Origin of the sequence: Rufibacter roseolus, from assembly GCF_017916365.1 — a bacterium.
GTDB classification, from domain to species: domain Bacteria; phylum Bacteroidota; class Bacteroidia; order Cytophagales; family Hymenobacteraceae; genus Nibribacter; species Nibribacter roseolus.
In genome coordinates this window covers 1,459,705-1,484,236 of record NZ_JAFMSU010000002.1, presented here as the reverse complement: position 1 = coordinate 1,484,236, position 24,532 = coordinate 1,459,705, and the positions used below count along the sequence as shown (strand labels likewise).

General features: G+C 46.0%; 24 protein-coding genes. 23 read left to right on the top strand and 1 reads right to left on the bottom strand.

Annotated elements, in window-relative coordinates:
• Positions 1-411 precede the first annotated feature (411 nt).
• Together J3P35_RS15055 and galB are read left to right on the top strand one after the other, a co-directional pair.
• A complete protein-coding gene (locus J3P35_RS15055) occupies positions 412-2,865 on the top strand; it encodes an outer membrane beta-barrel protein (RefSeq protein ID WP_210465391.1) in 2,454 nt (817 codons plus the stop codon).
• A gap of 414 nt (positions 2,866-3,279) precedes the next feature.
• Positions 3,280-5,703, top strand: a complete 2,424-nt coding sequence (galB, locus tag J3P35_RS15050) for a beta-galactosidase GalB (RefSeq protein ID WP_210465390.1) — start codon at positions 3,280-3,282, stop codon at positions 5,701-5,703.
• 261 nt (positions 5,704-5,964) lie between these two features.
• Here galB and J3P35_RS15045 read toward each other — a convergent pair whose 3' ends face one another.
• A complete protein-coding gene (locus J3P35_RS15045; RefSeq protein WP_210465389.1) occupies positions 5,965-6,270 on the bottom strand; it encodes a hypothetical protein in 306 nt (101 codons plus the stop codon).
• A 122-nt stretch (positions 6,271-6,392) separates the two neighbouring features.
• Between J3P35_RS15045 and J3P35_RS15040 the strand changes: the two genes are divergently transcribed.
• From J3P35_RS15040 to J3P35_RS14940, 21 genes are all read left to right on the top strand, one after another.
• The gene (locus J3P35_RS15040; protein ID WP_246850233.1) at positions 6,393-7,862 is read left to right on the top strand and encodes a tyrosine-type recombinase/integrase; all 1,470 of its coding nucleotides are present in this window, start codon (positions 6,393-6,395) and stop codon (positions 7,860-7,862) included.
• 601 nt (positions 7,863-8,463) lie between these two features.
• Positions 8,464-8,865, top strand: coding sequence for a hypothetical protein (locus J3P35_RS15035; RefSeq protein ID WP_210465388.1), 402 nt, complete (start codon positions 8,464-8,466; stop codon positions 8,863-8,865).
• 98 nt (positions 8,866-8,963) lie between these two features.
• Positions 8,964-9,566 carry a hypothetical protein gene (locus J3P35_RS15030; RefSeq protein ID WP_210465387.1) on the top strand — a complete coding sequence of 201 codons (603 nt, stop codon included), beginning with the start codon at positions 8,964-8,966 and terminating at the stop codon, positions 9,564-9,566.
• 111 nt (positions 9,567-9,677) lie between these two features.
• Positions 9,678-10,097: a hypothetical protein gene (locus tag J3P35_RS15025; protein WP_210465386.1), complete on the top strand. Its 420-nt coding sequence runs from the start codon at positions 9,678-9,680 to the stop codon at positions 10,095-10,097.
• A gap of 118 nt (positions 10,098-10,215) precedes the next feature.
• Positions 10,216-10,731: a hypothetical protein gene (locus tag J3P35_RS15020; protein WP_210465385.1), complete on the top strand. Its 516-nt coding sequence runs from the start codon at positions 10,216-10,218 to the stop codon at positions 10,729-10,731.
• Between the two features lie 110 nt (positions 10,732-10,841).
• On the top strand, positions 10,842-11,282 hold the full coding sequence (locus J3P35_RS15015; protein ID WP_210465384.1) for a hypothetical protein: 441 nt from the start codon (positions 10,842-10,844) through the stop codon (positions 11,280-11,282).
• Positions 11,283-11,388: 106 nt separating this feature from the next.
• Positions 11,389-11,802, top strand: a complete 414-nt coding sequence (locus J3P35_RS15010; protein WP_210465383.1) for a hypothetical protein — start codon at positions 11,389-11,391, stop codon at positions 11,800-11,802.
• Positions 11,803-11,884: 82 nt separating this feature from the next.
• Positions 11,885-12,343: a hypothetical protein gene (locus J3P35_RS15005; protein ID WP_210465382.1), complete on the top strand. Its 459-nt coding sequence runs from the start codon at positions 11,885-11,887 to the stop codon at positions 12,341-12,343.
• Positions 12,344-12,407: 64 nt separating this feature from the next.
• Positions 12,408-12,767 (top strand): hypothetical protein, encoded by a 360-nt coding sequence (locus J3P35_RS15000; RefSeq protein WP_210465381.1) that lies wholly within the window; start codon positions 12,408-12,410, stop codon positions 12,765-12,767.
• Positions 12,768-12,857: 90 nt separating this feature from the next.
• Positions 12,858-13,352, top strand: a complete 495-nt coding sequence (locus J3P35_RS14995; protein ID WP_210465380.1) for a DUF6756 family protein — start codon at positions 12,858-12,860, stop codon at positions 13,350-13,352.
• Between the two features lie 63 nt (positions 13,353-13,415).
• On the top strand, positions 13,416-13,940 hold the full coding sequence (locus J3P35_RS14990) for a hypothetical protein (protein ID WP_210465379.1): 525 nt from the start codon (positions 13,416-13,418) through the stop codon (positions 13,938-13,940).
• 77 nt (positions 13,941-14,017) lie between these two features.
• Entirely contained in the window at positions 14,018-14,296 is a 279-nt protein-coding gene (locus tag J3P35_RS14985) for a hypothetical protein (RefSeq protein ID WP_210465378.1), read from the top strand.
• A gap of 266 nt (positions 14,297-14,562) precedes the next feature.
• Positions 14,563-15,042, top strand: a complete 480-nt coding sequence (locus tag J3P35_RS14980; protein ID WP_210465377.1) for a hypothetical protein — start codon at positions 14,563-14,565, stop codon at positions 15,040-15,042.
• Positions 15,043-15,131: 89 nt separating this feature from the next.
• Entirely contained in the window at positions 15,132-15,830 is a 699-nt protein-coding gene (locus J3P35_RS14975) for a hypothetical protein (RefSeq protein ID WP_210465376.1), read from the top strand.
• An 85-nt stretch (positions 15,831-15,915) separates the two neighbouring features.
• Positions 15,916-16,821, top strand: a complete 906-nt coding sequence (locus J3P35_RS14970) for a tetratricopeptide repeat protein (protein WP_210465375.1) — start codon at positions 15,916-15,918, stop codon at positions 16,819-16,821.
• Positions 16,822-16,903: 82 nt separating this feature from the next.
• Complete coding sequence (locus tag J3P35_RS14965) at positions 16,904-17,125, top strand: hypothetical protein (RefSeq protein ID WP_210465374.1); 222 nt, start codon at positions 16,904-16,906, stop codon at positions 17,123-17,125.
• Between the two features lie 431 nt (positions 17,126-17,556).
• On the top strand, positions 17,557-18,435 hold the full coding sequence (locus J3P35_RS14960; RefSeq protein WP_210465373.1) for a hypothetical protein: 879 nt from the start codon (positions 17,557-17,559) through the stop codon (positions 18,433-18,435).
• Between the two features lie 649 nt (positions 18,436-19,084).
• Complete coding sequence (locus J3P35_RS14955; protein ID WP_210465372.1) at positions 19,085-19,936, top strand: sialate O-acetylesterase; 852 nt, start codon at positions 19,085-19,087, stop codon at positions 19,934-19,936.
• Between the two features lie 80 nt (positions 19,937-20,016).
• Complete coding sequence (locus J3P35_RS14950; protein WP_210465371.1) at positions 20,017-21,375, top strand: glycoside hydrolase family 43 protein; 1,359 nt, start codon at positions 20,017-20,019, stop codon at positions 21,373-21,375.
• A 116-nt stretch (positions 21,376-21,491) separates the two neighbouring features.
• Positions 21,492-22,454 (top strand): alpha/beta hydrolase, encoded by a 963-nt coding sequence (locus tag J3P35_RS14945; RefSeq protein ID WP_210465370.1) that lies wholly within the window; start codon positions 21,492-21,494, stop codon positions 22,452-22,454.
• Between the two features lie 332 nt (positions 22,455-22,786).
• Positions 22,787-24,463 carry a glycoside hydrolase family 43 protein gene (locus J3P35_RS14940; protein ID WP_246850317.1) on the top strand — a complete coding sequence of 559 codons (1,677 nt, stop codon included), beginning with the start codon at positions 22,787-22,789 and terminating at the stop codon, positions 24,461-24,463.
• Positions 24,464-24,532: the final 69 nt, after the last annotated feature.

Here is a 24,532-nt window from a genome sequence, read left to right as displayed (position 1 = left end):
TGGGACAAAGCAGATTGGGCTTGATAAGGGCTTCGTAATTGATTCTTATCCTTAACTCATGAGACTCTTATCTTTTGAAGTACCCAGTCATCTTTTTACCAATCAAAGTAGAAGATTTTTGAATTTATGTTAACTTTATTAGAGTAAGTTATACTTTTCGTTTTTGCCAAAGGTGGGTTTGGTTGCCTGGCAAAAAGCATTGGCCGCCTTGTCCCAGTTTCATGCTGTCTCAGTTCTGGGGAGCATGCATTTCTGAAAAACAGTTTTCATTGAGCTTTCATCAGGCTTTCCGTTCTATCAGATCTCAACAGAACTTTAATTGCTCATTCCCAATGGAGTGCTTCGGCCTCAGATAAACTGCTCCTGGTATTTGTATCCACCTCCTTTATGGGGACTTCTGGTAGCTGATCAATGGAACAATTCTACAAATCAAGGTTCATCTTTTTGCTGGCCTTTCTGCTGATGTGCCACAGTGCTATGGGCCAGTTCACCATTTCAGGGAAAGTAGGGGAGAAGACCGGTGAGGCCATGCCTTTTGCCAATGTGCTGCTGCTGAACGGTACGGACTCGGTGCTGGTCAAAGGTGTGCTGGCCAGGGAAAACGGCACCTACCTGTTCGAGAACGTGAAGCCGGGCCATTACATGGTGGCCGCCACCATGGTGGGGTACGGGAAAACCTTCAGTCCGGCGTTTTCGGTGGCAAATTCTGAAAACGGCCAAAAAGAGATCAACCTGGTTTTGGCGGGCGGAGGTATTACCCTGAAGGAGGTGAAAGTGGTGGGGCAGAAGCCCTTGTTTGAGCAACAGCTTGACCGCCTGGTGGTGAATGTGGAGGGGAGTATTGTGTCTGCAGGAGCAACGGCGCTGGAGGTGCTGGAGCGTTCGCCGGGCATTACCGTGAACCGGCAAAGCAATAGCATGAGCATTGCCGGGAAAGATGGCGTAGTGGTCATGATCAACGGGAAGCAGAGCCGGGTGCCTATCTCGGCGGTGATCCAGATGCTGAGCGGGATGAACGCCGGCAACATTGAGAAAATAGAGATCATCACCACCCCCTCGGTCCAGTATGATGCCGAGGGAAATGCCGGGATCATTAACCTGGTGTTGAAAAAGAACGAGGACTACGGCACCAACGGAGCTTATTCTCTTACCATGGGCTACGGCTGGTATGAAAAACCGGCGGGTACCTTCAACCTGAACCATCGCACCGAAAAGCTGAACCTGTACACTGACTACTCTTTCCTGCGCAACCATTCATATGAACGCATTGAGACCTTCAGGGAGGTTTCTTACGAAGGGCAAATAAAGCAGACCACCAGCGCCAACCGTCGCCAGCCCATCATCGCCAATCATACGGCCCGTGCGGGGTTTGACTATACCATTTCTCCCAAAACCACCCTGAGCGGATTGGTGTCTGGATTCAGCGATAGATGGGAAACAGGCCCCAGAGATGAGCAGGGATCCTCGCAGACCGTAGTGAACGGCGTATTGGAATCGGCGGTAAGTACGCGGCACGTAGAGGTGAACCACTGGCGCCACCTCATGGGAAACCTGAACCTGAGCCACAAATTAACACCCAACCAGGAATTCAGCCTGGATACCGATCTCCTGTTTTACCACGACAGAAACCCGCACCAATACAGCAATGCCTTTACCTTTTACGCTCCCGCAGAAACCAAAGACCAGCAGTTGACAATGAAGAAAACCACGCCCATCCAACTGTGGGTGTCCAAAGCCGATTACCGGTATAAACTGAAGGAGAACACCACGCTGGAAATCGGGGTAAAGGCGACCATTTCCCAACTGAAGAACCAGGTGGTGGTGCAGGACTACAAAGACGGCGTCTGGACCATCAATGCAGAGTTCAGCCAGTACATTCGCATGCTGGAAGACATTGGCGCGGCCTACGTGAATTTCTCTCACCAACTGCCTTTCAAGGTGAAGTTGCAGACGGGTCTGCGCTATGAATACACCCACACAGACCTGCACACCATTGAGAAAGAACCCATTGTTGATCGGCGCTACGGCAATCTCTTCCCCAGTATTTTCGTCTCCAGAGATTTTTCCAAGAAAAGCAGCCTGCAGGTTTCTTACAGCCGCCGTATCACGCGGCCTACCTATGACAACCTGGCCCCCTTTGTCTACTTTATTGACCCCAACACGTTTCTGTCTGGCAACACCAACCTGCGGCCCACCATCACCGATGCCCTGCAGACCACCTACCGATTCAAGGACGCTTACCTCATTACCTTGGGCTACAGTTATGACAAAACGCCCATCATTGCCTGGCAGATCCACCTGGACTCGGCCACGAACAAGCAGTACGCCCGGGCAGAGAACCTGAAACATCGCCGCAACTACTCGCTCACTTTGTCGCTGCCATTTAACCCTACCCGGTGGTGGCAGATCCAGAGCAACCTCATGGCCACCTGGATCAATACCACCGGCCTGTACGATGGCCGGGAGGTTACCCTTAAAAGCGGCTTCGCCAACGTGAACCTGAACCAGACCTTCAAACTGCCTAAAGACTTCACCCTGGAACTCTCCGGTTTCTACCAAACCCGCACGCCGTTCGGGATCTCCTACATTAAGGCTCTAGGGGCGCTCAATGCCGGTATCCAGAAAGAGTTGGACGACGAGAAAGGCGTTTTCAGGTTATCCATAGAAGATATTTTCTGGACCAGCCGATTCAGGATATTGTCTGACATGAGGGAGTTGAACCTGTACTCCAGCTTTGACGGGATTTTCTCTGATCCGCGTGTGGTCCGGCTCACATACTCACGCAACTTCGGGAACCGCAACATGAAAGCCTCTGCCCGCCGGGAAACCAGCTCCACCGAAGAACGCAAACGGGCCAAGAACTAAGCCTGGTAGTTCCTTCCAGCCTGAGGGCGTGGAGGTAAAAGCCAGGTTGCACATATGCGAACAGATAGGTTGGCGTCTTTCTTAAAAGAATGGGCGGGACAAGCTGTTTCTGATGGTATTTTATGAAAAGAAGCCCAAAACGGTCTTAGGTTTTGGCCGGTGGGTTTACTTCATCTGGTGTAGTTGCAACTCTGGGTAGCCAGGCAAAGCTGCATCAGGAAGATCAACTAATGGAGCACCCCATCTTACCGAAGGTTTGAACAGGAAAGCAGCCTTTTATTGGAAAAGCAATTGCGTAGATTTGTAGGATACTTGTAACGGAAGCATTACCCCAGACTATGAAATCAGTTAGAGGGGGGTGGGCTCGTTATCAAGCCTAAGTTCTATAATTGCGTTTCTATGAAGAAGTATTTGATGAAAAGGTATTTGCTCCTTTTGTCTCTTTTGGTTTCCCAAATTTCCCTGGCCCAGGTGCGGGTGGTGACGGAGCTAAGCGATAACTGGCGATTCAGAAAAGGGAAGCATGACCAGGCCTACCGCACAGATTTCAATGACAGAAGTTGGCAGAAGGTAACGGTTCCGCACGACTGGGCAATTTACGGCCCTTTTGACAAGGAAATTGATAAGCAGGTAGTGGCTATTGAGCAGAACAATGAGAAGAAAGCCTCTGAAAAAACCGGCCGCACCGGCGCGCTGCCTTACATAGGCGAAGCTTGGTACCGAAACGAGTTTTCGCTCCCGAATTACAAAAAGGGGCAAAAAGTACTGATCGTCTTTGAGGGAGCCATGAGCGAGCCCAAGGTATTCCTGAACGGGCAGAAAGTAGGGGAGTGGGCCTACGGCTACAGCTACTTCTACTTCGACGTCACGGACCAAATCCAGGAGGGGAAGAAGAATACGCTGGCCGTGCAGTTGAGCAACCAGGGGCAGTCCTCGCGCTGGTACCCCGGCGCCGGTTTGTACCGCAAGGTGCAGGTCATCGTGAAGAACCCCGAGAGCATTGAACAGTGGGGCACTTTCGTGACCACCCCCTTTATCTCCCAGGACATGGCCAAGGTGAACTTGAAGACCAGGGTCTCAGGCAGCAACCTGCGCATGGTCACCCAGGTGTTGGATGCCAAAGGCAACACCGTGGCCACCGACAGCACCGGCAAGCTCTTCGGGCAGGAGTTTGAGCAGAACATCGCGGTCAGTAACCCCCAGCTGTGGAGCCCCGAGACGCCTTACCTCTACACCGCGGTGACCCGGCTCTACGCGGGCAATGTGCTCAAAGATGAGGTCTCTACCCGATTCGGGATACGCGAGATCAGCTACAAACCCAACGTGGGCTTCAGTTTGAACGGCAAGGTGCGCAAGTTCAAGGGCGTGTGCCTGCACCACGACCTGGGTCCGCTGGGCGCGGCGGTGAACAAGGCCGCCCTGCGCCGGCAACTGCGGATTTTGAAAGACATGGGCTGTGATGCCATTCGCTCCTCGCACAACATGCCCTCCATGGAGCAATTGGAATTAGCGGATGAGATGGGCTTCATGTTCCTGGCCGAGAGCTTTGATGAGTGGGCCAAGCCCAAGGTGAAGAACGGCTACAACCGCTTTTTTGAGGAGTATGCCGAGAAGGACATCGTGAACCTGGTGCGGGCCTCCCGCAACCACCCTTCCATCGTGATGTGGAGCTCGGGCAACGAGGTACCCGACCAGTGGGGCGCCGAGGGCGTGAAACGTGCCAAGTGGCTGCAGGAGATCTTCCACCGCGAGGACCCTACCCGCCCGGTGACGGTTGGCATGGACCAGGTGAAAGCCACCATGGCCTCGGGTTTCGGGGCTCTTTTGGACATCCCGGGCCTGAACTACCGCGTGCACCTCTACGAGGAGGCGTACAAAACCTTCCCGCAGGGCTTCATCCTGGGCTCAGAGACAGCATCAACCGTAAGCTCCCGTGGCATCTACAAATTCCCCGTGGAGAAAGCCGTGGAGAAGCAGTACCCCGATTTCCAGAGCTCCTCCTATGACCTGGAGTACTGCTCCTGGTCTAACCTGCCCGATGATGATTTCGTGCTGCAGGACGACAAGCCCTGGGTTATAGGCGAGTTCGTCTGGACGGGCTTCGACTACCTGGGCGAGCCCACTCCTTACGATGATAAGTGGCCTTCGCGCAGTTCCTACTTCGGGATCAATGACCTGGCTGGGTTGCCGAAAGATAGATTCTACCTCTACCGCAGCCGCTGGAACAAGGAACAGGAGACCCTGCACATTCTGCCGCACTGGAACTGGGAGGGCCGCGAGGGCCAGACCACCCCGGTGTTCGTGTACACGAACTACGACAGCGCCGAGCTGTTTGTGAACGGCAAGAGCATGGGCGTGCAGAAGAAGCACGCGGCCACCCCGCAGAACCGCTACCGCCTCATGTGGACGGACGTGAAATATGAGCCTGGCACGGTGAAGGTCGTGGCCTTCGGGAAAGACGGCAAGCCCGTGGCCGAGCGGGAGGTGAAGACCGCCGGGAAGCCGCACCGGATCGTGCTGCAGCCTGATAGAACCCAAATTTCTGCTGACGGTAAAGACATTTCCTTTGTGACAGTCTCAGTGGTGGACAAGGACGGTAACCTTTGCCCCACGTCCACAAACCAGCTTGACTTCAGCGTGAAGGGCAAGGGCACTTACCGGGCCGCCGCTAACGGAGACCCAACTTCTCTGGAGCAGTTCCACCTGCCCACCATGAAACTGTTCAGCGGCAAGCTGGTGGTGCTGGTGCAGTCCACTGAGGAAGCCGGAAACCTGGAGCTGACCGTGAAAGGGAAAGGCCTGCAGACCGGAAAGGTAAGCCTGACATCTACCCGTTAGTTTAGAGCAGTTTCTCAAAAAACGAGTTAAAAACCACAGAAGCAGTACCCTGACTTGCAAAAGATTGGGTACTGCTTTTTTGTTTCCGGGCAGGTCCCCTGTGGTTGAATGCTGTAGGGGAGATAAGAAGCCGGTTTTGAACCCCAAAGCCATTCCGAAGTTCTGGTCTAAAGGACCTTGCCATTCACTTTATCTTTCCATATAAGACTGCCAACTCACAATAAGCACCTTCTCCTCCTCCAGTAGCAGGTAGCCATAATCTTAACAGAAATGATAGGTGTTTCCTTTCTGGGTACGGTAAAGATTGGTAAGGTAGCGGAAATCAAAGCCCGCCTGCACCAGCGCTTCGCGGCGGAGAGTGGTTTTTCTCTGGGGACTAAACCGTTGCAGAATCTGCCGGTTCTGGCGCAAGGCGCTGTTCACCTCCCGCATAAGCCGTTCACCCCGGTCCTGCAGCTTGCGCTGGTTCCCAGACCTGGCCCGGCACTGGTCTGAGCAGAACCGCTTGTCTGCCCTGCCCACAAGGGGCTCACCACAATGGCCGCAAACTTTTCCGATTTTCTCCATACCCGTTCTTATCCGAATACATACGGTTATATCCGTATCATCCGGATACATACGGACATATACGCGTAGTTTACGGCTAAGGCCAGGTAAGAGGCTATTTTGGTGTTTTCAGCCAAACAAGTATGCATCAGCCAGTTGTAACCATCCCTGTCCTGTACCTCAATCCCCTGGAACACGGGGGAAAGCAATTCATCCGCCTCTGGCACAAGCCGGACAAACGCATCAGCAGGAGATTGAAGGAGACCAGGGTGGCCAGGTACAGCAAAACGTATAAGTGCTACGTGGCTCACCGCACCCAGCACACTATTGAGCGGCTGCACCAGACCTTCCAAGGGATTGCCCAGGTAGACACTCGTTACCTGAACCGGCCCCGGCGACTTAGGCCAGACCTGGGGACCGTAGTGGCAGGGGAAAACAGGCAGGCCGAACCGCTGCGGAAGTTGCCCAATTTGCCGGTAGTGCGACTCCAACCCCTGTTGCACGAAGGTAAAGAGGTGCTGCAAGTAGGTTTCACTTATATAGGTTTCACTTATAATAGAGAGCTTTACGCCAGGCTCAAGGAGAGTGGTGCCTGTAGGTGGTTACCCAAGGAAATGTGCTTCTCTCTGGATACCGGCTCCCAGGGAATACATGCCTTGCTGGACAGACTGCAAGGCGTGGCCCTCGTATGGCTTAGCGCCACAGTGAAAGTAAAAGACATGTCGGTGCTGCGGAGGCTCTGGGAGCAGTCTTACCACAAGGACGGTGATTACCTAAGCTGCCCGCTCACCTACCTGGAGAAGCTGCAGTTGCTGAACTATTCCCTGAACACCATCCGGACTTACCACTCCCTGCTGGTGCGTTTTCTTAACGCCCACCGCGATTCTGGCATGAGAAAAATAGACACTTTTACGGCAGAGGAGATCAATCAATACCACCGGCAGATGGTACAGAGCCAGGCGTACTCTTTTTCTTTTGTGAACCAGAGCATTAACGCGGTCAAGTTCTATTACCAGCGGGTTTTGGGTCACCAAAGCCTGGAGTTAAACGGGGTAGAGCGCCCTGAAAAGCCGGACCGGCTGCCCACGGTGCTGAGCAAGGAGGAAGTAGCCCGGATTCTTTCTGCTACTGAGAATCTGAAACACCGGTGTCTGCTGCAACTGCTCTACGCCGGGGGACTTAGGATTGGTGAGGTCATTAACCTTAAGGTCACAGACGTGCAATCTGAGCGGAACCTGCTGCTCATCAGGGGCGGTAAGGGCAAGAAGGACCGTACCACACTGCTCTCCAAGAGGCTGTTGGAGAGCCTCAGGGCGTATTACAGAAAATACAGGCCCAAAATATGGCTCTTTGAGGGGCAGCAAGGCGGCCAGTACACCGCCGACAGCATCCGCCACGTGTTCAATGGTTGCCTGGAGAAGTCGGGGGTGGGCCGGAAGGTGACGCCTCACTCGCTTCGTCACTCCTTCGCTACGCACCTGCTGGAGCAAGGAACTGATCTGCGCTACATTCAGGCGCTTCTAGGTCACCAAAGCAGCAAAACCACCGAGATTTATACCCATATCACCAGCTACGGCCTTGAGGGGATCAAAAGCCCGCTTGACAATCTGTGAGCAATTACTATATTCAACAGCAGGTATATTGTGGAAAGTTGTATTTTGCAAAAGGATTTAGGGTCGAAATTTGGTAGGATGGGACGGCGGGAAGTAGTATCCATGACTCCATCCAAAGTGCCAATAACCGGAATTGCTCCTTATACACAGTAGTTAGGGTGTATTTAAATTAAAAAAAAACAGTAACATAAAACTGACAACATGAAAAGTCTCTCATGAAGATTCTTCTAAACATAATTTTGACAATTCTAATCCTATTAACTATTGCGGACTTGTTCTTCTGGATGTTAGCTATGGCTTCTGGACATAAAATTCCAGAAAAAACGACCGATTCTATTTGGCTATCGTTGCTAGTACTTTCAGGATTAATCCTGATTGTAATATTCTTGAAAAGAAAATTTGCTCAACTAACAAAAGAAATCAGTTAGTGGAAAAGGAGTAAAAGAAGAAAAACACACCCTAACAATAGCTATACGGCAGCTGGGTTTTATTCAGGCCGACGTTACATCGCCGCCTGCAAGCGGTCTGCCGTCCGACATGAAACTGCGTTTCAGTCTCCCAGCCGACCGCATAGCCGAGACCGTTGGCGGCAATGTAAAATATGAATAAGGAAACGTTATTACAGGGAAGCTTTGCTCTTACTGAATTCATCTTCTTTAGTGAAAGCGGGATGTGGCTTCTTGTGTTTGAAAATGACTTGAGAGTTCAAATTGAAAGCTTCTGGAGACTATTAGAAAATAGAAGAATAAAATGGACATCAAAGGACAACGGGCAAATTTACGGGCATAGAACCCCGATAGATTTAAAAACCGAAATCAGAAAGTCACTCCTTAACAGTAGCCTGAACTCAATAGAAAGAAACCTAAATACAGGCGACTTGTACCTTGAATTCGGAAATAATTTAACCTTTAAAATATTGACAGACTCAAGCGGATATGAACCTTGGGAAATAATCATTGGAGAAAAAAGAATCTTTGGGCTTGGGCAAGGAGCAAAAGCATAAGAAAAGAAACACTCCCGCCAACAAGAGCTAAACGCCATCTCGGCCGACGGCCTTCGCCGTCGTTTAGCCCAATACGTTAGTGCTAATTATAAATTAAAATGAAGCGATACATAACTTTTTTTCTTTTTGCCCTCGGTTTGTCTACATGCGGCAAAGCGATTAAAGAAGAGAAAGTCGTGTATCACATAATAAAAAAACCTATTGTTGATTCGACAGGCTCAACTCCACCACCACCGCCAGTCTTATTTTACGGACATCATAACTTTATTATCTCTAATGCTGGGAAAACATATTACCACGGCCATAATATGCAACTATGGGCATGTGGAAATGGAGTAGACTTTTCTAAACCTGAATTTATTGGCTTAAAGCCAACCGACCTTATCGTTCTGGCAGATGAAACTATTGAGGATTTTGTACATGAAACAGTGCAAGACACGAGTAGCATTGGTAAAAAGGTATTTGTTTCTATCTCATCACCAACCGACTCGATTTACAACGAACACTTTGAAACAATTCATAAAGTAATTAAACAGAAAAAATTAAGATACTACACCATCAGAAGAACAACCGAAGAGGAATTAGCGGTCCTTGAAGCAAAAATGAACAACAGAAACTATAATTCGGACTCAGTTAATTGGAAAGAAGGTTTTGGAGGTGTTAAGTTTTTGCCACCAACTGTAAAAATAACTAAGCACTAACAACAGCTAAACGCCAGCATCGGCCGACGGCCTCCGCCGCCGTTTAGCCAAGTACGTTAGCCGTTATGCAATCATAACTCACCAAAAGTAAAATCAAAAAAGAAGATTAATATGTACGAAGAATATAGCCGACAAGCATTGCCTTCAAAAAGGTATAGAGAATTGCTAGGCTCTGCAATCTGTGTGTTTAACTCCAATAATCAATTCGTAATCGAAAATATATTGAGAATAGATAACTCTACTTATAATTGGTATGAACTAGTAGATAGAACTTCTGGAGAGTTGTCCCAACCCGTAAAAGAAACCATAACTAAAAATTCCGACACAAAAATTGCAGTATTATTCTCATCAATAATCGGTAAAAGAAACAGGATAATTCATAGTTTTCAGATAACTGAAAATAACGAACAGGTTCTTAGAACTAAAACAAAAAATAATGAGCAATTCACTATCACAGAATCTTATTTATTAGAGTTTATCAAAGAGAATGAAGATTTGTCTTCATTGTTGCATCAACTAAGAGGTCACTAATTAGGGAAGGATTTTGAGAAAGAAGAATGCACAAACGGCTAACAGCAGCTAAACGCCAGCATCGGCCGACGGCCTCGCCCGCCGTTTAGCCAAGTCCGTTGGCGGTAATTAAAACTTAATGAAAGAATATACTCTTAAATTCAATTTTCTGATTCCAATCCTTAGAATAGCCTTCCTCATTTTTTCAGTTGGAATGGTGATTCTCATGGTTTCTTGGATATTAAAAAAAGAATGGGAGGGTATTTCAGAGGATGCAGTTTTTGTTTTCTATACATTCTTCATTATTTGGTTATTTTCTCTAGGGGCCTATCAAATGATAAAAGGTGTTCTAACAGAGTGCCTATGGATAAGAATTTCCGACGAGCGAATTGTAATCCGAAACTTAATACTTCAAAGGAAATATTTCCTTGCTAAAGCAGATATATCAAGCATCTTCCCGTCCAGTAAAAAATTAGGTAGAACCAATTGGGACTCCATCGTGATTTACACAAGGGAGGGGAAAAGTTATGAACTCATCCAGTTTAACTACTTTGACTTTAAGAAATTTAAGGAGCTCTTTATTTCATTCGGGTACAAAAGGCCCAATACAGAAGTGATAGACTATTATTCTCTTGCAAGCAAAAATGAAAAATAACTCCCGCCAACACTGTATAAAAACCATGCTACGGCCGACGGCCTTGCACGTTTTTTATACTAATCGTTAGGGGTAAGTTATACTATTAATATAAAATTAAGAAATCATCTATGAAACTGACTTTAATACTTGCAGTTTTACTAATCTTCAATTCTAAGCCCAAATTTGAGAAGGGGAATAAACTTGGGACTATCAAAGGAACTCTATGTTATCCAGGACATTACATCCCTCAGATGTTTGTATACATAAAAAACACAACCACTAAGAAGGTTTACAAAACTTTCATAAAAGAGAACAAGAAAACATTTCAATTCAACAAAGTGCCTGTAGGTAATTATGTTGCTTATGCATACACCGTAGAAAAGACTGTTACTGACAGTGATGGGAAAAATGAATCTAAAGCGAGCGGAGGTTACACTAAGATGGTACCCTGTGGTCTTTCAGTAAATTGTAAAGACCATACGTTGATAGAGTTTAAAGTTTCAGCTACAAAGGCGGTAAGCAATATTGAAATATGCGACTGGTATGGAGCAATTATCCCAAAAGAATAAAGAAAAACCTTCCCCTAACAACACCTAAACATCAGACTTCGGCCGACGGCCTCGCCCGTCGTTTAGCCCAGCCGTTATGCGCAATTAAAATATTAAAGACGGACTAATGGGAATCCCTTATTTCATTCTGATTGCTGCTTTGCACTTTAATGCAGTAGGCGGACAAGGTAAAAGTCTGAGTAAAGAGAAAACATCCTGTCAATCGGACTGGAAGTATAATAAACTAGAGAAGGATATAGTTGGAACAGTCTTGTTCAATGAACAGCCAACTGTATTATGTGGACGGATTTCTACAGCCTTAGTAAGTCTTGTTAGAACAGAGGCTGGAGACACAGTAAGAGTCTTAAATTTGTGTAATACAAAGAAAGGAGCCGACTCTCCAAACGAATTCTCTATTGGTTCTAAAGTAGTTATAAAGCCAAGCAAAAGTTCTGCAGGAAAAATAGATTTGATTCCTGTTGACCCAAGGGCATGTACCCTTAAGTTTACTTACTTCGGGAGCTTGAAAAAGAAAGAATAACAGCGCATAACAACAGCTAAACGGCAGCATCGGCCGACGGCCTCGCCGCCGTTTAGCCAAGCCGTTCTGTGTAATTTAAATTATGAATAGAGAAAAGCTGAAAATAGAATTAGGAGCACCTGAACATGGCTGGCTTCCAGTGAATTTGGCTTTTGAAAACTTTGATTTACAATTTGAAGCTTCGGACGTTCCAGCAAATCCGGTTGACCAGTTGATTACTTCTTTGAGGAATGTTATTAAAGGAATAAAAACAGAAGTTTGGTGGCATCTAGAACCCCAAGGCTACTATTTTGAATTTGAAAGAATCGGTAACGAATATAGTATCGGTATTTACTTTGCTAATTCTGATATATCCGACAGAAGAAAGGTCTTTGTTCTAACTGGAAGCTTTAACTCGTTGATTCTACCGATTTACCGCGCTATTCTAAAGTTTATCGACAAATCGTATGAAGAAATTAACTGGCCTAAAACACACAAATCTGAAATAGAAAAGTTAATTAAATTAGTAAAAGAAACAAAAACAACACAGAACAACGTGTAAACGTCAGCTTCGGCCGACGGCCTCGCCGTCGTTTACACAAGTACGTTAGGTAAAATTGAAGATTATGAAAAAGCTGACATTTATCTTCTTTGCAATTGTATTACTCTTTGTAGCTGGGTTTACAATTAAGGAGCGACGAAAATTAAACGAGGGTAGAGAAAAATTAAAGAGGGTGGCTTTTTGCTCATGCCTATATAAATCTAATCCAAAGTCGGACTATTGGGAAAATGAAGGAAGTGCCGCAGGATATTTTGAAACAGGGAATTTCGGTATTGACGCTATGGAAACAATCGACAGCATGGCACTCGAATTCAGTAAGAAAAAGTATTCAAGCAAGCATGATGAAAGATTAGATATTATGAAATGTATGGACTTCTATAATAGTAAAGAATTAGAGGCTAAAGTGAGAATGCTTGTAAAATAGAAAAACAACTTTACCTAACCACGTGTAAACGCCAGCATCGGCCGACGGCCTTGCCGTCGTTTACACAAGTACGTTAGGCCACATTGAAAAATGACAGGATTCAAAGAAAATGCTCAAAAAATAGCAAATGCTTTAGGTATTATATCTGACGACTTTGAAGCTGTCGGAATTTATGCATGGCCTGCAATCATGCAGAAAATTGAACGGGCCTTCGTAAAAAAAGAGAATTCTAATACTAAATTTAACTGGTGGTGGGAAAGCTTTAAAGGAACTCAATTCCAAATTAGCTTTGAACAAGACAATGCCTTTGAATTTCTTGACCAGCTAATTGACTATGAAGAAAAGGTCTGGTTTGTAGCGTGTGACTCTTACCACGACCCAAGTAAGTTTTGGTTATTCCAAGGATACATCAAGCCGATTCAGAAAGTTATCGCAGAATTACCTTATTTCGAATATTACATTATCTCAAAAAAATATGAATGGTTGGTTTGTGAAAATCATCATGGCATATTGATTGGCTTAGGTAACATGGTTTCAAGAATGGAAGAATTCAAAATAAAAACAACGTGGCCTAACATGGCATAAACGTCACCTCGGCCGACGGCCTTCGCCGTCGTTTATACTAGTCCGTTGTACCAAATGTAAAAAATGAAAAAGCCTTTTATCATTTTGCTTCTACTCCTAACTCCCTTATTAAACTTTGGACAGAAAGTCGCTGCCAAAAAACATAGCGAAGAAATAACCTGCCAACAGGTTAGAGCGGCAATATGGCACCTAAAGCACAATGAAAACCTAAAAAGCTTTGAATTTAAGTTCGACAATCGGATTTTAGACGGTTGGGGCTTTGATGGCCCGATTGCTAACATATATACAGCCAAGAAGCTGAACGTAAAGCTTGAAGAGTTGTGGAACCAAGACAAAGACAAGATTGGTGAAATTTTCAAATCTTTTGAAGACAAGCCTACTAATTCTGGTTCCAAATTAAAATTGGATTGTTTGCCTAAGTCCCGCCACAAAAATACCATCATTTCCAAACTAGATAATAATACCATTCTACTCCATGTGACTTATAGCAAGTTAGGAGATGAAGGATCGTCAGGTGTGATTTATTTATTCTTTTTTGATGAATCAAACAATGTAGAATCGTTTTATGAAACTCCTTGGATAAGCTAAAAGAAACACTTGGTACAACATTGTATAAAAGTCAGCAAAGGCCGACGGCCTTCGCCGTCGTTTATACTATCCGTTGTATGGCATTGATAGAAATGGAAAAAGGCAAAAAATACGTTCTTAAATCTTTCAACGGTACAAGAATCCCAGAGGAAGATTGCGACGACAATGAAAACTATTGGAAGTTGCTCGAAGAGGAAGGGACAGTCACTGATTACGCAGAAGACTTAAACTTCCCGAATGGAAGCAGGGTTTTATTCCAATTTGACATTGATGTAAATAGCCACGGGCTTGAATGCCACAATGAGAAGCCAAACTCACTTTGGATTTTGAAGACGGACTTGAAAGAAATTAAATAAAAGAACTGTACGGCTGACTATAATCTAACTTCTCGCATTAACGTTTTCGGCCTGTTTTTCTGAAATAAGGCCAAAAACGTACGGATAAAAATTGACTGAACTTCGGGAAGGTGATTAGCGGCCCTTTTTCTGAAAACAGGTCAAAAGCAGATAAAGCTCGTGGCAAGCGCAGAAGAACAACGCCATACAACAAGAGCTAAACGTCATCTCCAGCCGACGGCTGTCGCCGTCGTTTAGCCAAGACGTTATGCCTCATTTTAAATAATATGAATATATTTCCTTCACGGGTTTACAAAATTGAGTTACCTGACGATTCTACAATAGCTTTAAATCATCTACAACAAAATACAAAGCCTACCGACTTACTTGTTCTGGAGTCGACGGATAAGGCATTTATTGGGCAGATAAAGGAAAATAGGTTTAAGGTAATCTCATCTGCAAAGTATGGAGCATTTTGTGTTCTAAGTGGTGACTTTCAAGGAAAAGTGGGTTTAATTGAAATAAGACTTCATCTTACATACAAAATACTGTCCTTAATTTTGATGTTGCTTCCAATCCTTTCCATTTTGTTGACACTTTTACGAAAAGAAGTAGAAAAACCTATTGAACTTATTCTTCCTGTATTATTAGGAATCTTGTTTGTGAGGTTTGTTATCGTGGAATTAAATTTTAGATTAATTTCAAATAAAGTATTTAATAGGCTAACTAGGATAATCAGAATAAGCGCAATAAAAAACGTGGCATAACAAGGTGCATAAGCCATGCTACGGCCAACGGCCTTGCACGCCTCATGCACTAGACAGTTATGCCTCATTTTAAATTATAGAAACAAACAATGGTTATTGTACCCGAAGACGATGTTTACATTGATAAAGAGAAACAGGGAGGCTATAAATCATTAGGAGTAGTTACTGATAAGCTGGAGAAATGCATTTCTAAATACCAACAGGAAAATTTTAATGGGATTTTTGGCAATTCAACGTTTGGGTTCAAAAATGCAGACTTCGATTTCGTGAAAGACTTCAGAGATGCAAAGTTCTTTTGGTTCTGGAACATCAATGTGAATGATGTAACGGGTTTGTATAATCTTGAAAATGCTGAATATTTCGGGGTAATGGGAAAGAGACCAATGATTGATTTTTCTCATTTCCCCTCCCTCAATACCCTAGTTCTTGAGTGGCATCAGAAGGATAGAAGCTTAGATACTTGTGAAAGTGTAGAGAAATTTGACCTGTGGCATCATAAGCCAAAAGATCAATCCTTCTCAGACTTCAGCTTTCCGAGGTACGCTAAGAAACTTGGTCTCAACTGGACAAACGTTAATGATATAACCAAATTGAACGGTATGAAAGGCTTGAGTGAAATTACCATAGATAGGTCCAGAAATCTCAAAAGCTTAAGAGGTTTGGAAAGGTATGCAGACACAATAGAAAAAGTGCATATTGACACATGTGATAGATTAAGTGACTATACCTTCATCTTAGAGTTTCCAAACTTGAAAAGTGCTGTGGTCAATAGGATAAGGCTGAAATAAAATACTACATAACCCAGTATATAAGCAAAGCTTCTGCTACGCCTTGCTCACCTTATGTACAACACCGTTGTGGCAAATTAATAATATGAAAAGAATTTTCGTTTCCCTTTTTGTTTTAGTGGCATCTTTTGGTTGTAGTAAACCTGTTGGGGAGCCAACTGAAAGCAAATGGTCAATGAAAACGGAGGAATATTGGACATATTCTAAAAACGAAGATTATAATAAAGCTTTAGCCATTGCCAAAGAGCAGGTGAGTTTTGGTGAAAGGGGATTCCCTGAGAGCATGTTTCTAGCAGAGTCATATTATAGGCTTGGCTACGTCTACATGGACATGAAGGATTATGGAAATGCAGAGCATTATTTTCAATTGGCTCTGTCAATGTACAAAACCAAGGGCATTACGACTGCACACACACACAAAGTTCTTGCCCGCATCTACAGGGAATCTGGAAGGAAAGATTCTGCTCTTGTTGCTATTAACAGAGCCTTGCAAGAATACACGGCATTACCTGACATAGATAGTACTGATTTTTATGAGGCAAAGAGCATCCTTTGCGACTTATCAATAATTAATCTCGAATATGAAAAGGCAACAGGACTCATTGATGAGATTCACAGGTTTGGAGAATCTAGTGGAGACTCTTCTTTGATTGTTGATGCCGTTTCCTCTAGGGTTCTTCTGAATTTATACCTCGGCAAGCTTGACTCAACAACGGAAAACGCTCTGTTTGCAGCTAACTACTTTAGTAGGAACAATAAGAAAGAGGGATATGGCAATGGTCTTAGCCTCTTGGCAGCTACTTATGTAATGAAAAAAGACTATGAAAGTGCAATCAGCATCTTCAAAAAGGCAGCAGAGTTTAAAATCTCACATTTCAAAGATTCCTCTTTTATAAAATTAGAATTAAAGAACCTTGCCTCTGTCTACAAATTGAAAGGAGATTTCGAAAATTCTAATAAATACTACAGCTTATATAATGAGCAAAAATAATTTGCCACAACAACGTGTAAACGCCAGCAGCGACCGACGGCCTCTCCGTCTTTTATACTAGTCCGTTGTGTGAAAAATTGATATGAAAGAAACAAGCCGTCAGGAAAGAATTGGATATTTAAGACAGCAGCAAGAACGCAGACACTTTCTTGGTGACTTTATTATGGCTTTATCTAATATTATTGGAGAAGTAATTCCTGAAGCTGCCGTGTTGACGCTTGAAGAAACAAATGCAGCAACGGACAAGGTACATTACAGAGAATCTCAGGCACCGACATTCAGATTTACATTCCCGTTCACGTAGGTTGAGAAATTTAGAGAAATCTTCTCTTGCTTAAAGCCAGACCTAAGCGACCCTGATACCTATTTTGCCACGGCAAGATTCTTTAACTCATTTTTCCTACGATTAGACAGCTCTTTTGCCATAGATAAACTGGAAGAGATAATAGAACTAGACAGTAGTTCATTCTATATATTTCAGAAAGATTTCAAGAACGGGCTCTCAGTTGACAGCAATGAAGAGAAATGGACTGAAAACGGTAAGACTGAATATGTTTGGACTTATGAATTATGCGTGTGGGGTAAGGAATGGGTAGACAAAATTCACTTGGCCTACAATAACCATACATAAAAAATACTACACACAACATGGTGTAAACGGCAGCTACGGCCGACGGCCTCGCCTGTTATTTAGCCATGTCGTTGGTGGTAGTTGTAATTGAAAGGATGCAATGAATGTCTGACATAGGGAAAATAAAAGCTCCGTTGTTCTTTTTGGGGTTAGTCATTCTTTTGGTAAATGACTTCTACTTAAAGTATGAGTTCCACAATGAGCTAACGGGCAAGCTGTCAGACTTTGCAGGGCTGTTCATATTCCCCTACTTTTTCTCCGCAGTTAGACCTCAATCAAAGAACGCAATATACCTGGCGACAGCAGTAGTATTCTTTATCTGGAAATCACCCATCTCTCAGCCATTGATTGAGTTTTGCAACAGTTTAGGGGTGGCTGCTAACCGTACTGTCGACTATACAGACTTGCTGGCAATATTTATACTTCCCCTGTCTTACTGCTATTTCATGAATAGGAACTGTGGTTATGAGAACCACAGGAAACCTTTAACTACCGCTACTCTCGCGCTTATTTCTTTATTCTCATTTTGCGCAACCACTCTAAAAAGGCAGGAAGTAGAAATACTGGTAGATACCGACAAATTATTCATTCTCACCCTTAGCGAAGAGGAAGTGTTCAATAGACTTAGCCCTGCTAACACCAACACTGTCTCATTTCTGGGTAATAGCGGAGACTCTCTGTATTACCTTCACTTTGACATCCCAGACTTGAAAGCAGATGTGAAGGCAGCAGCAGAAATCTATAGGCTCGGCCCAGACAGAACGGCTATAAAGCTTGACAGCGTGACCACGGCCTTTGTCACAGGTGGACTATTCAACAGTGTGGACCAAGATGATTTGGGTAGGATGAAGATGTTGAAACCTGCCAAGCTAGAGGAATACTTCCTAAAGTATTTTATCAGGAAGCTTGAAAAGAATCCAACTGAGAATTACCTCTATTATGAAACCAGGTCAATTCAAAGAGTAAATAAGAAAATCAACTGACCTCCATCATGGTGCATAGGTCATGCTTCGGCCGCCGGGTTGGCACGCCTCATGCCCAAGGCTGTTATGCGTCATTTTAGACACTTCTTCTGTCTGAAAAAGAGCGAAGCAAGAAGCTTGCCTTCCTTTGACTCAATAATCCTGCAGCCAACCGATTAGAAGAACACTTATAAATTGAGCAGGAATAGAAAGTTAATTTCTAGGAGTGGTTTTTTTTTAATACCTTAATGCCAACGTTGGCATGCCTCTTTGCAAGTATTGCTGGTAATCTGAACAGCTAACTTCAGGTAGAGGTGCTCCTGCAAAGAGGGTAGCCACCTTACATGGTGACCAAGGATTTGACGCAGTTCTGATTGATTCTTTTGGTAAACTACCTATAGAGGTGCAAATGCTCACAACGGCTGGCTGAATTCGCTTATTAGCTAAAGGGAAGAATTTGCCAAAAGAACTATTGGTAGAAGATTGGAGGAGAAAAAGCCTTGCTAAACTATGGAATAGTGCTGTAGCGATAGAGCTTTATTTCTTTCTAAAGTACCGGGAAGGGCTATTCTGCCATTTTTGGCATGTTTTAAAGAAAACAGCCATTTAATACTTTGAGGTGTCTTAACCAGGAGCAAATTATATTTTTAAAAATTAAACGTGAGCTAGAATGAAATATAAATTGAGTTTTTCCCTTTTGGCCTTGATGTTTGTGATGCACACGGCTGCATTCGCCCAGGACCCTAATTTTTACATCTTCCTGTGCTTCGGGCAATCCAACATGGAGGGGCATACCAAGTTTGAGCCGCAGGACACCACCGCCAATAAGCGGTTCATGGTCATGGAAGCAGTAGACTGCCCTAACCTGGGAAGGAAGAAAGGCGAATGGTACCCCGCTACGCCACCTTTAACCCGGTGCAACACCGGCCTTACCCCCGCTGATTATTTCGGCCGAACCCTGGTAGCCACCCTTCCAGCCAATGTCAAAGTAGGCGTCATCAATGTAGCGGTGGGCGGCTGCAAAATTGAGCTGTTTGAAAAAGGCACTTACCAATCTTATGTGGCAACAGCACCAGACTGGATGACGGCGGCGCTGGTACCCTATGACAAGAACCCCTACGGTCGCCTGGTGGAGATGGCGAAACTGGCGCAGAAAGACGGGGTGATCAAGGGTATTTTAATGCACCAGGGAGAGTCAAACACCGGTGATACCACCTGGCCCTCCAAGGTGAAAGGAGTATATGACAACCTGTTGAAAGATCTGAACCTCAACCCCAAAAAAGTGCCCTTGCTGGCTGGGGAAATGGTAAGTAAGGAGGAGGGAGGTAAATGCGCCAGCATGAACGCCATCATTGCCCAACTGCCCCAGGTGATACCTAACGCGCATGTCATTTCCTCTGAAGGTTGTACGGCTCTTGATGACCAACTGCATTTCACCGCCGAAGGATACAGAAAACTAGGGAGACGCTACGGAGCCAAAATGCTGTCTTTGTTGGGGTATAAAAATGCCCGGCCTGAGTAACAAAAGACACCTGGGAAGAAATACGCTGGTCCTCAACAACGGTACATTTTCAAATCACTAGTAAAGGAGTACTACACCCCATGATAAAGGTAAAAATTGCCTGGTTTCTTCTTCTCATGTGTTGCGCCCTGCAAGGAATTCAGGCCCAGAACCCCATCATCCAGACTGCCTATACCGCAGACCCTGCCCCCATGGTGTACAATAACAAACTATACCTGTACACCAGTCATGATGAAGACGGCTCTACCTGGTTCACCATGAATGACTGGAAGCTCTATACCACTGATGACATGGTGAACTGGACGGATCATGGCACCATACTTTCCTATTCTGATTTCAGCTGGGCGAAAATAAATGCGTGGGCCCCGCAATGTATAGAACGCGGTGGTAAATTTTACATGTACGTTCCCTTAACCACCCATGATAACAAAGGGGCCATTGGGGTAGCGGTGGCCAACAGCCCATACGGGCCCTTCAAAGATCCACTGGGCAAGCCCTTCATCCAAAGCGGAGCCGGAGATATTGACCCATCAGTTTTTATAGATGATGACGGCCAGGCCTACCTTTATTGGGGCAACCCCAAATGCTACTACGTCAAACTGAACGAAGACATGATCTCTTACCAGGGAGAAGTAGTGCCGGTACCCAATACCATAGAAGCCTTTGGCAAGCGCGAGGGCAACCCTGAAAGGCCTACCACCTATGAAGAAGGCCCATGGCTCTACAAACGCAAAGGGTTGTACTATTTGCTTTTTGCCGCTGGCCCCATTCCGGAGCACATTGGCTATTCCACCAGTTCCAGCCCTACCGGCCCCTGGAAATACCAGGGCATTTTAATGCCTACCCAGGGAGGCAGTTTCACCAACCACCCGGGCCTCATTGACTTTAAAGGGAAAACCTACTTCTTCTACCACAACGGAGCCTTGCCGGGTGGCGGCGGCTTTACCCGCTCTGTTTCTGTAGAAGAAGCGGCGTTCAAAAAAGACGGTACCCTGCAGCCTATGAACATGACCAAAGGAATTACCAAAGGCCTGGCTCCTTTAAACCCGTTTGTGAAAAACGAAGCCGAAACCATAGCGTGGTCTGAAGGGGTTAAGTCCATGCAGAATGAAAAAGTGGGCGTATTCGTGACGGCCCTGCGCAGCGGCGCCTACACCAAAGTAAAAGACGTTGATTTCCGAAAAACGGGGGCTACTAAATTTACCGCCCGCCTGGGTACCACGCATAACAGCGAAGTGACCCTGGAAATCAGGTTGGGCAGCGTGGAAGGTGAATTACTGGGAAGTGTGAAAGCACCCCTTACCGGAGGGAATGACAGATGGGCCCTGGTATCTACAAATGTTAAAAAAGTAACCGGCGTCCATGATGTCTATTTTGTCTTCAAAGGAAAAGAAGCGAGCAATATCCTGTTTTTCGACTACTGGAAATTCTCCCAATAGTCATTGAAAAATAGGGCAAGACCTGGCTAGCAAAACGCAAACAAGGCAGAAAAGGAAACTCCTATGCTCTTGTAATCATACCCAATCTTTTAACGAACATTTAAAATCATTTCTCCATGACTTACAATTTTATAAAACTGGCTAAAAGATCCGTTCTGGTCCTCTTATTAGTCTCTGCTGCACCTGCCATGGCGCAGGATGGTACCATCTATCCACTCAAGGCCCCGGCTGAGCCAAAAGCCATTCCGCTGGGTACCGGTGGGGTGGAGGGGCAGAAAGCCCCTGAGACCTGGTTCAAGCAGTGGGGAGACCCTATGGCGCGGAACATCTCCACTGCAACCCTCACACCCTTCCTGCCTGCTCCGGGAAAGGCGAATGGCACGGCCGTGATCGTGGCGCCCGGTGGCGGTTACCGGTGGCTCTCCATGGGCAATGAGGGCTGGGAAGTAGCCCAGGCCCTGGCGGACAAAGGAATCGCTGCCTTCGTGCTGAAATACCGCTTGCACCCCACGCCGGAGACGCTGGAGGATTTCAAGGCCTGGATGGACCGGCCCCGCAACGCCCCGGCCCCAGCTCCCTCCGCCAGCGCATCAGCCAGTACAACTGCAACTCCGCCCAGCATGCCGCAGTTAGACCTGTCTAACCAGTTAGAAGATGCCGAGGCCGCTTACGCCATGATCCTGAAGCGCTCCAAAGAGTGGGGGGTGGATACAAACCGAATAGGCATGATCGGCTTCTCGGCGGGTGCCGGCCTCACCCTGCACTCTACCCTTAACTCCAAGACCATGAAACTGGCTTTCATCGGCCCGATCTACGGCGGAATGGGTCCGGTGGAAGTTCCTAAGAACGCCCCGCCCATGTTCAACGCCATTGCCTCCGATGATTTCCTGTTCCGCGGTCAATTTGGGGTAGTGGATTCCTGGTTCAAGGCGGGCATCCCCGTGGAGTTCCACCTCTACCAGAACGGCGGCCACGGTTTCGGTCTGGGCAACCCAGACAAAACCAGTAACCGTTGGTTCGATGCCTTTATTTACTGGCTGGAGGTTAACAAATTCCTTAAGCCCCAGGCTAAGAAGTAATCAGAAAGTCTGTAAAGGGAGTGATTTAACCTAAGAGGCGAACCGCTTAGAGGCAAATGCCGCTTAGTCCGCAAATGCGGAAAAACAGATGCTCTTGGGTTGAAATAATTTATTCTGGGACCTCCTGAATGTAAGATGGTTTCAGGTACGAAAACTTAAAAAGTAACACTAACATCATTCTCCTGTCACTTCTTATGAATCAGAAGTGACAGGAGTCTAGACTAAAAAATCAGTAATAAAATTCTAAGATGAAGAGAATCAAATTTGGGTCTGCTCCTCAGGGAAAAAGACTGGTAGCTATGCTCTGTGTTTTGGTGGCCTTATTTTCATTTATGGGCCTACCTGGGAATAGCCAGAATCTAAAAAAGAAGGCTAAAAACGCCCCGGTGTTTTCCAATTCTGTCTACGAAGGCCAAGACAAAGTTTACAGTGATAATCCCCTAAAACCGGGAGAGTTCTATAACCCTATTCTACAAGGCGCCTATCCAGACCCAGCCATCACGCGCAAGGGCAGCGATTACTACCTGGTAGCTTCCACTTTCGCTATTTTCCCTGGGGTACCGGTGTTCCATTCAAAGGACCTGGTGAACTGGACGCAGATCGGACACGCGTTGGACCGCGTATCGCAGCTGGACGTGCATGATACGGGAATCAGCGCCGGCGTCTATGCCCCGGACATAGAGTACAACCCCAACAATGACACGTTCTACATGATCGTGACGGCATTTGCCGGAGGCGCAGGGAACATTGTGGTGAAATCAAAAGACCCGGCCAAGGGTTGGAGCGACCCGTTCAAGCTGAATTTCCAGGGGATAGATCCCTCTCTTTTCTTCGATGACAACGGGAAAGCCTACGTGGTACACAATGATGCCCCGGATAAAGGGACAGAACTGTATGAAGGGCACCGGGTGATCAAGGTGTGGGACTATGACCTTGAAAAAGACCAGGTCATTGCCGGAACTGACAAGATTATAGTAAACGGTGGGGTAGACCTCGCCAAAAAACCGATCTGGATTGAAGCTCCCCACATCTACAAAAGAAACGGAAAGTATTACCTGATGTGCGCCGAGGGCGGTACCGGCGGAAACCACAGCGAGGTGGTGTTTATAAGCGATAGCCCCAAAGGCCCCTTTACACCTGCTCCCAACAATCCCATCCTGTCACAAAGACACCTTAGCCAGAACAGACCAAACAAAGTAGATTGGGCCGGCCACGCTGATCTGGTAGAAGGCCCCGATGGGAAACACTATGGCGTGTTCCTGGGTATCCGGCCGAACGAGAAGAACCGCGTCAACATTGGGCGCGAAACCTTTATCCTGCCTGTTGATTGGTCGGGCCAGTTCCCGGTTTTTGTCAATGGACTTGTACCCATGGAGCCAAAGCTGAAAACACCTGCCGGCGTGGAAAACAAAACCGGAAAAGAAAGCTTCATCCCCAATGGCAACTTCACCTTCACTGACAACTTTACTTCCAAGAACCTGGACTACCGCTGGGTTGGTTTAAGAGGCCCACGCGAGGCTTTTATTTCCCAGACAAAGAAAGGTTTGCAGATTAACCCGTTCCCGGCAAACATCAAGGAGGTAAAACCCACCTCTACCCTCTTCCTCCGTCAGCAGCACAACAGTTTCACTTATACCACCACCTTAGACTACAAGCCTGCCTCAGAAAAGGATCTGGCGGGTATTACGTTGCTGCAAAGCGAGGCCTTCAACTACGTGTTCGGCCTGACCAGAAAAGGCAAAGACGCTTACCTGGTTCTGGAAAGAACCGAAAAAGGCGCCTCTAAAGTCATAGCCAGCCAAAAAGTTGATGTCAATAAGCCAATACAACTGCGGGTAAAGGCAGAGGGCGATGCCTACCAGTTCAGCTATTCAACGGATGGGAAAAGCTTCGTGAATCTGGGCGGCCCGGTGTCAGGTGATATTCTCTCCACCAATGTGGCAGGAGGTTTCACGGGCACTTTGATAGGTTTGTACGCTACGTCAGCCAATGATGTACAGCCGCAGTAAGAAGACCAAGTAACAGGGATTCACCCCAGTAGCTAACCGGTGGTTTAGACTACATTTTTGATTTTTAGG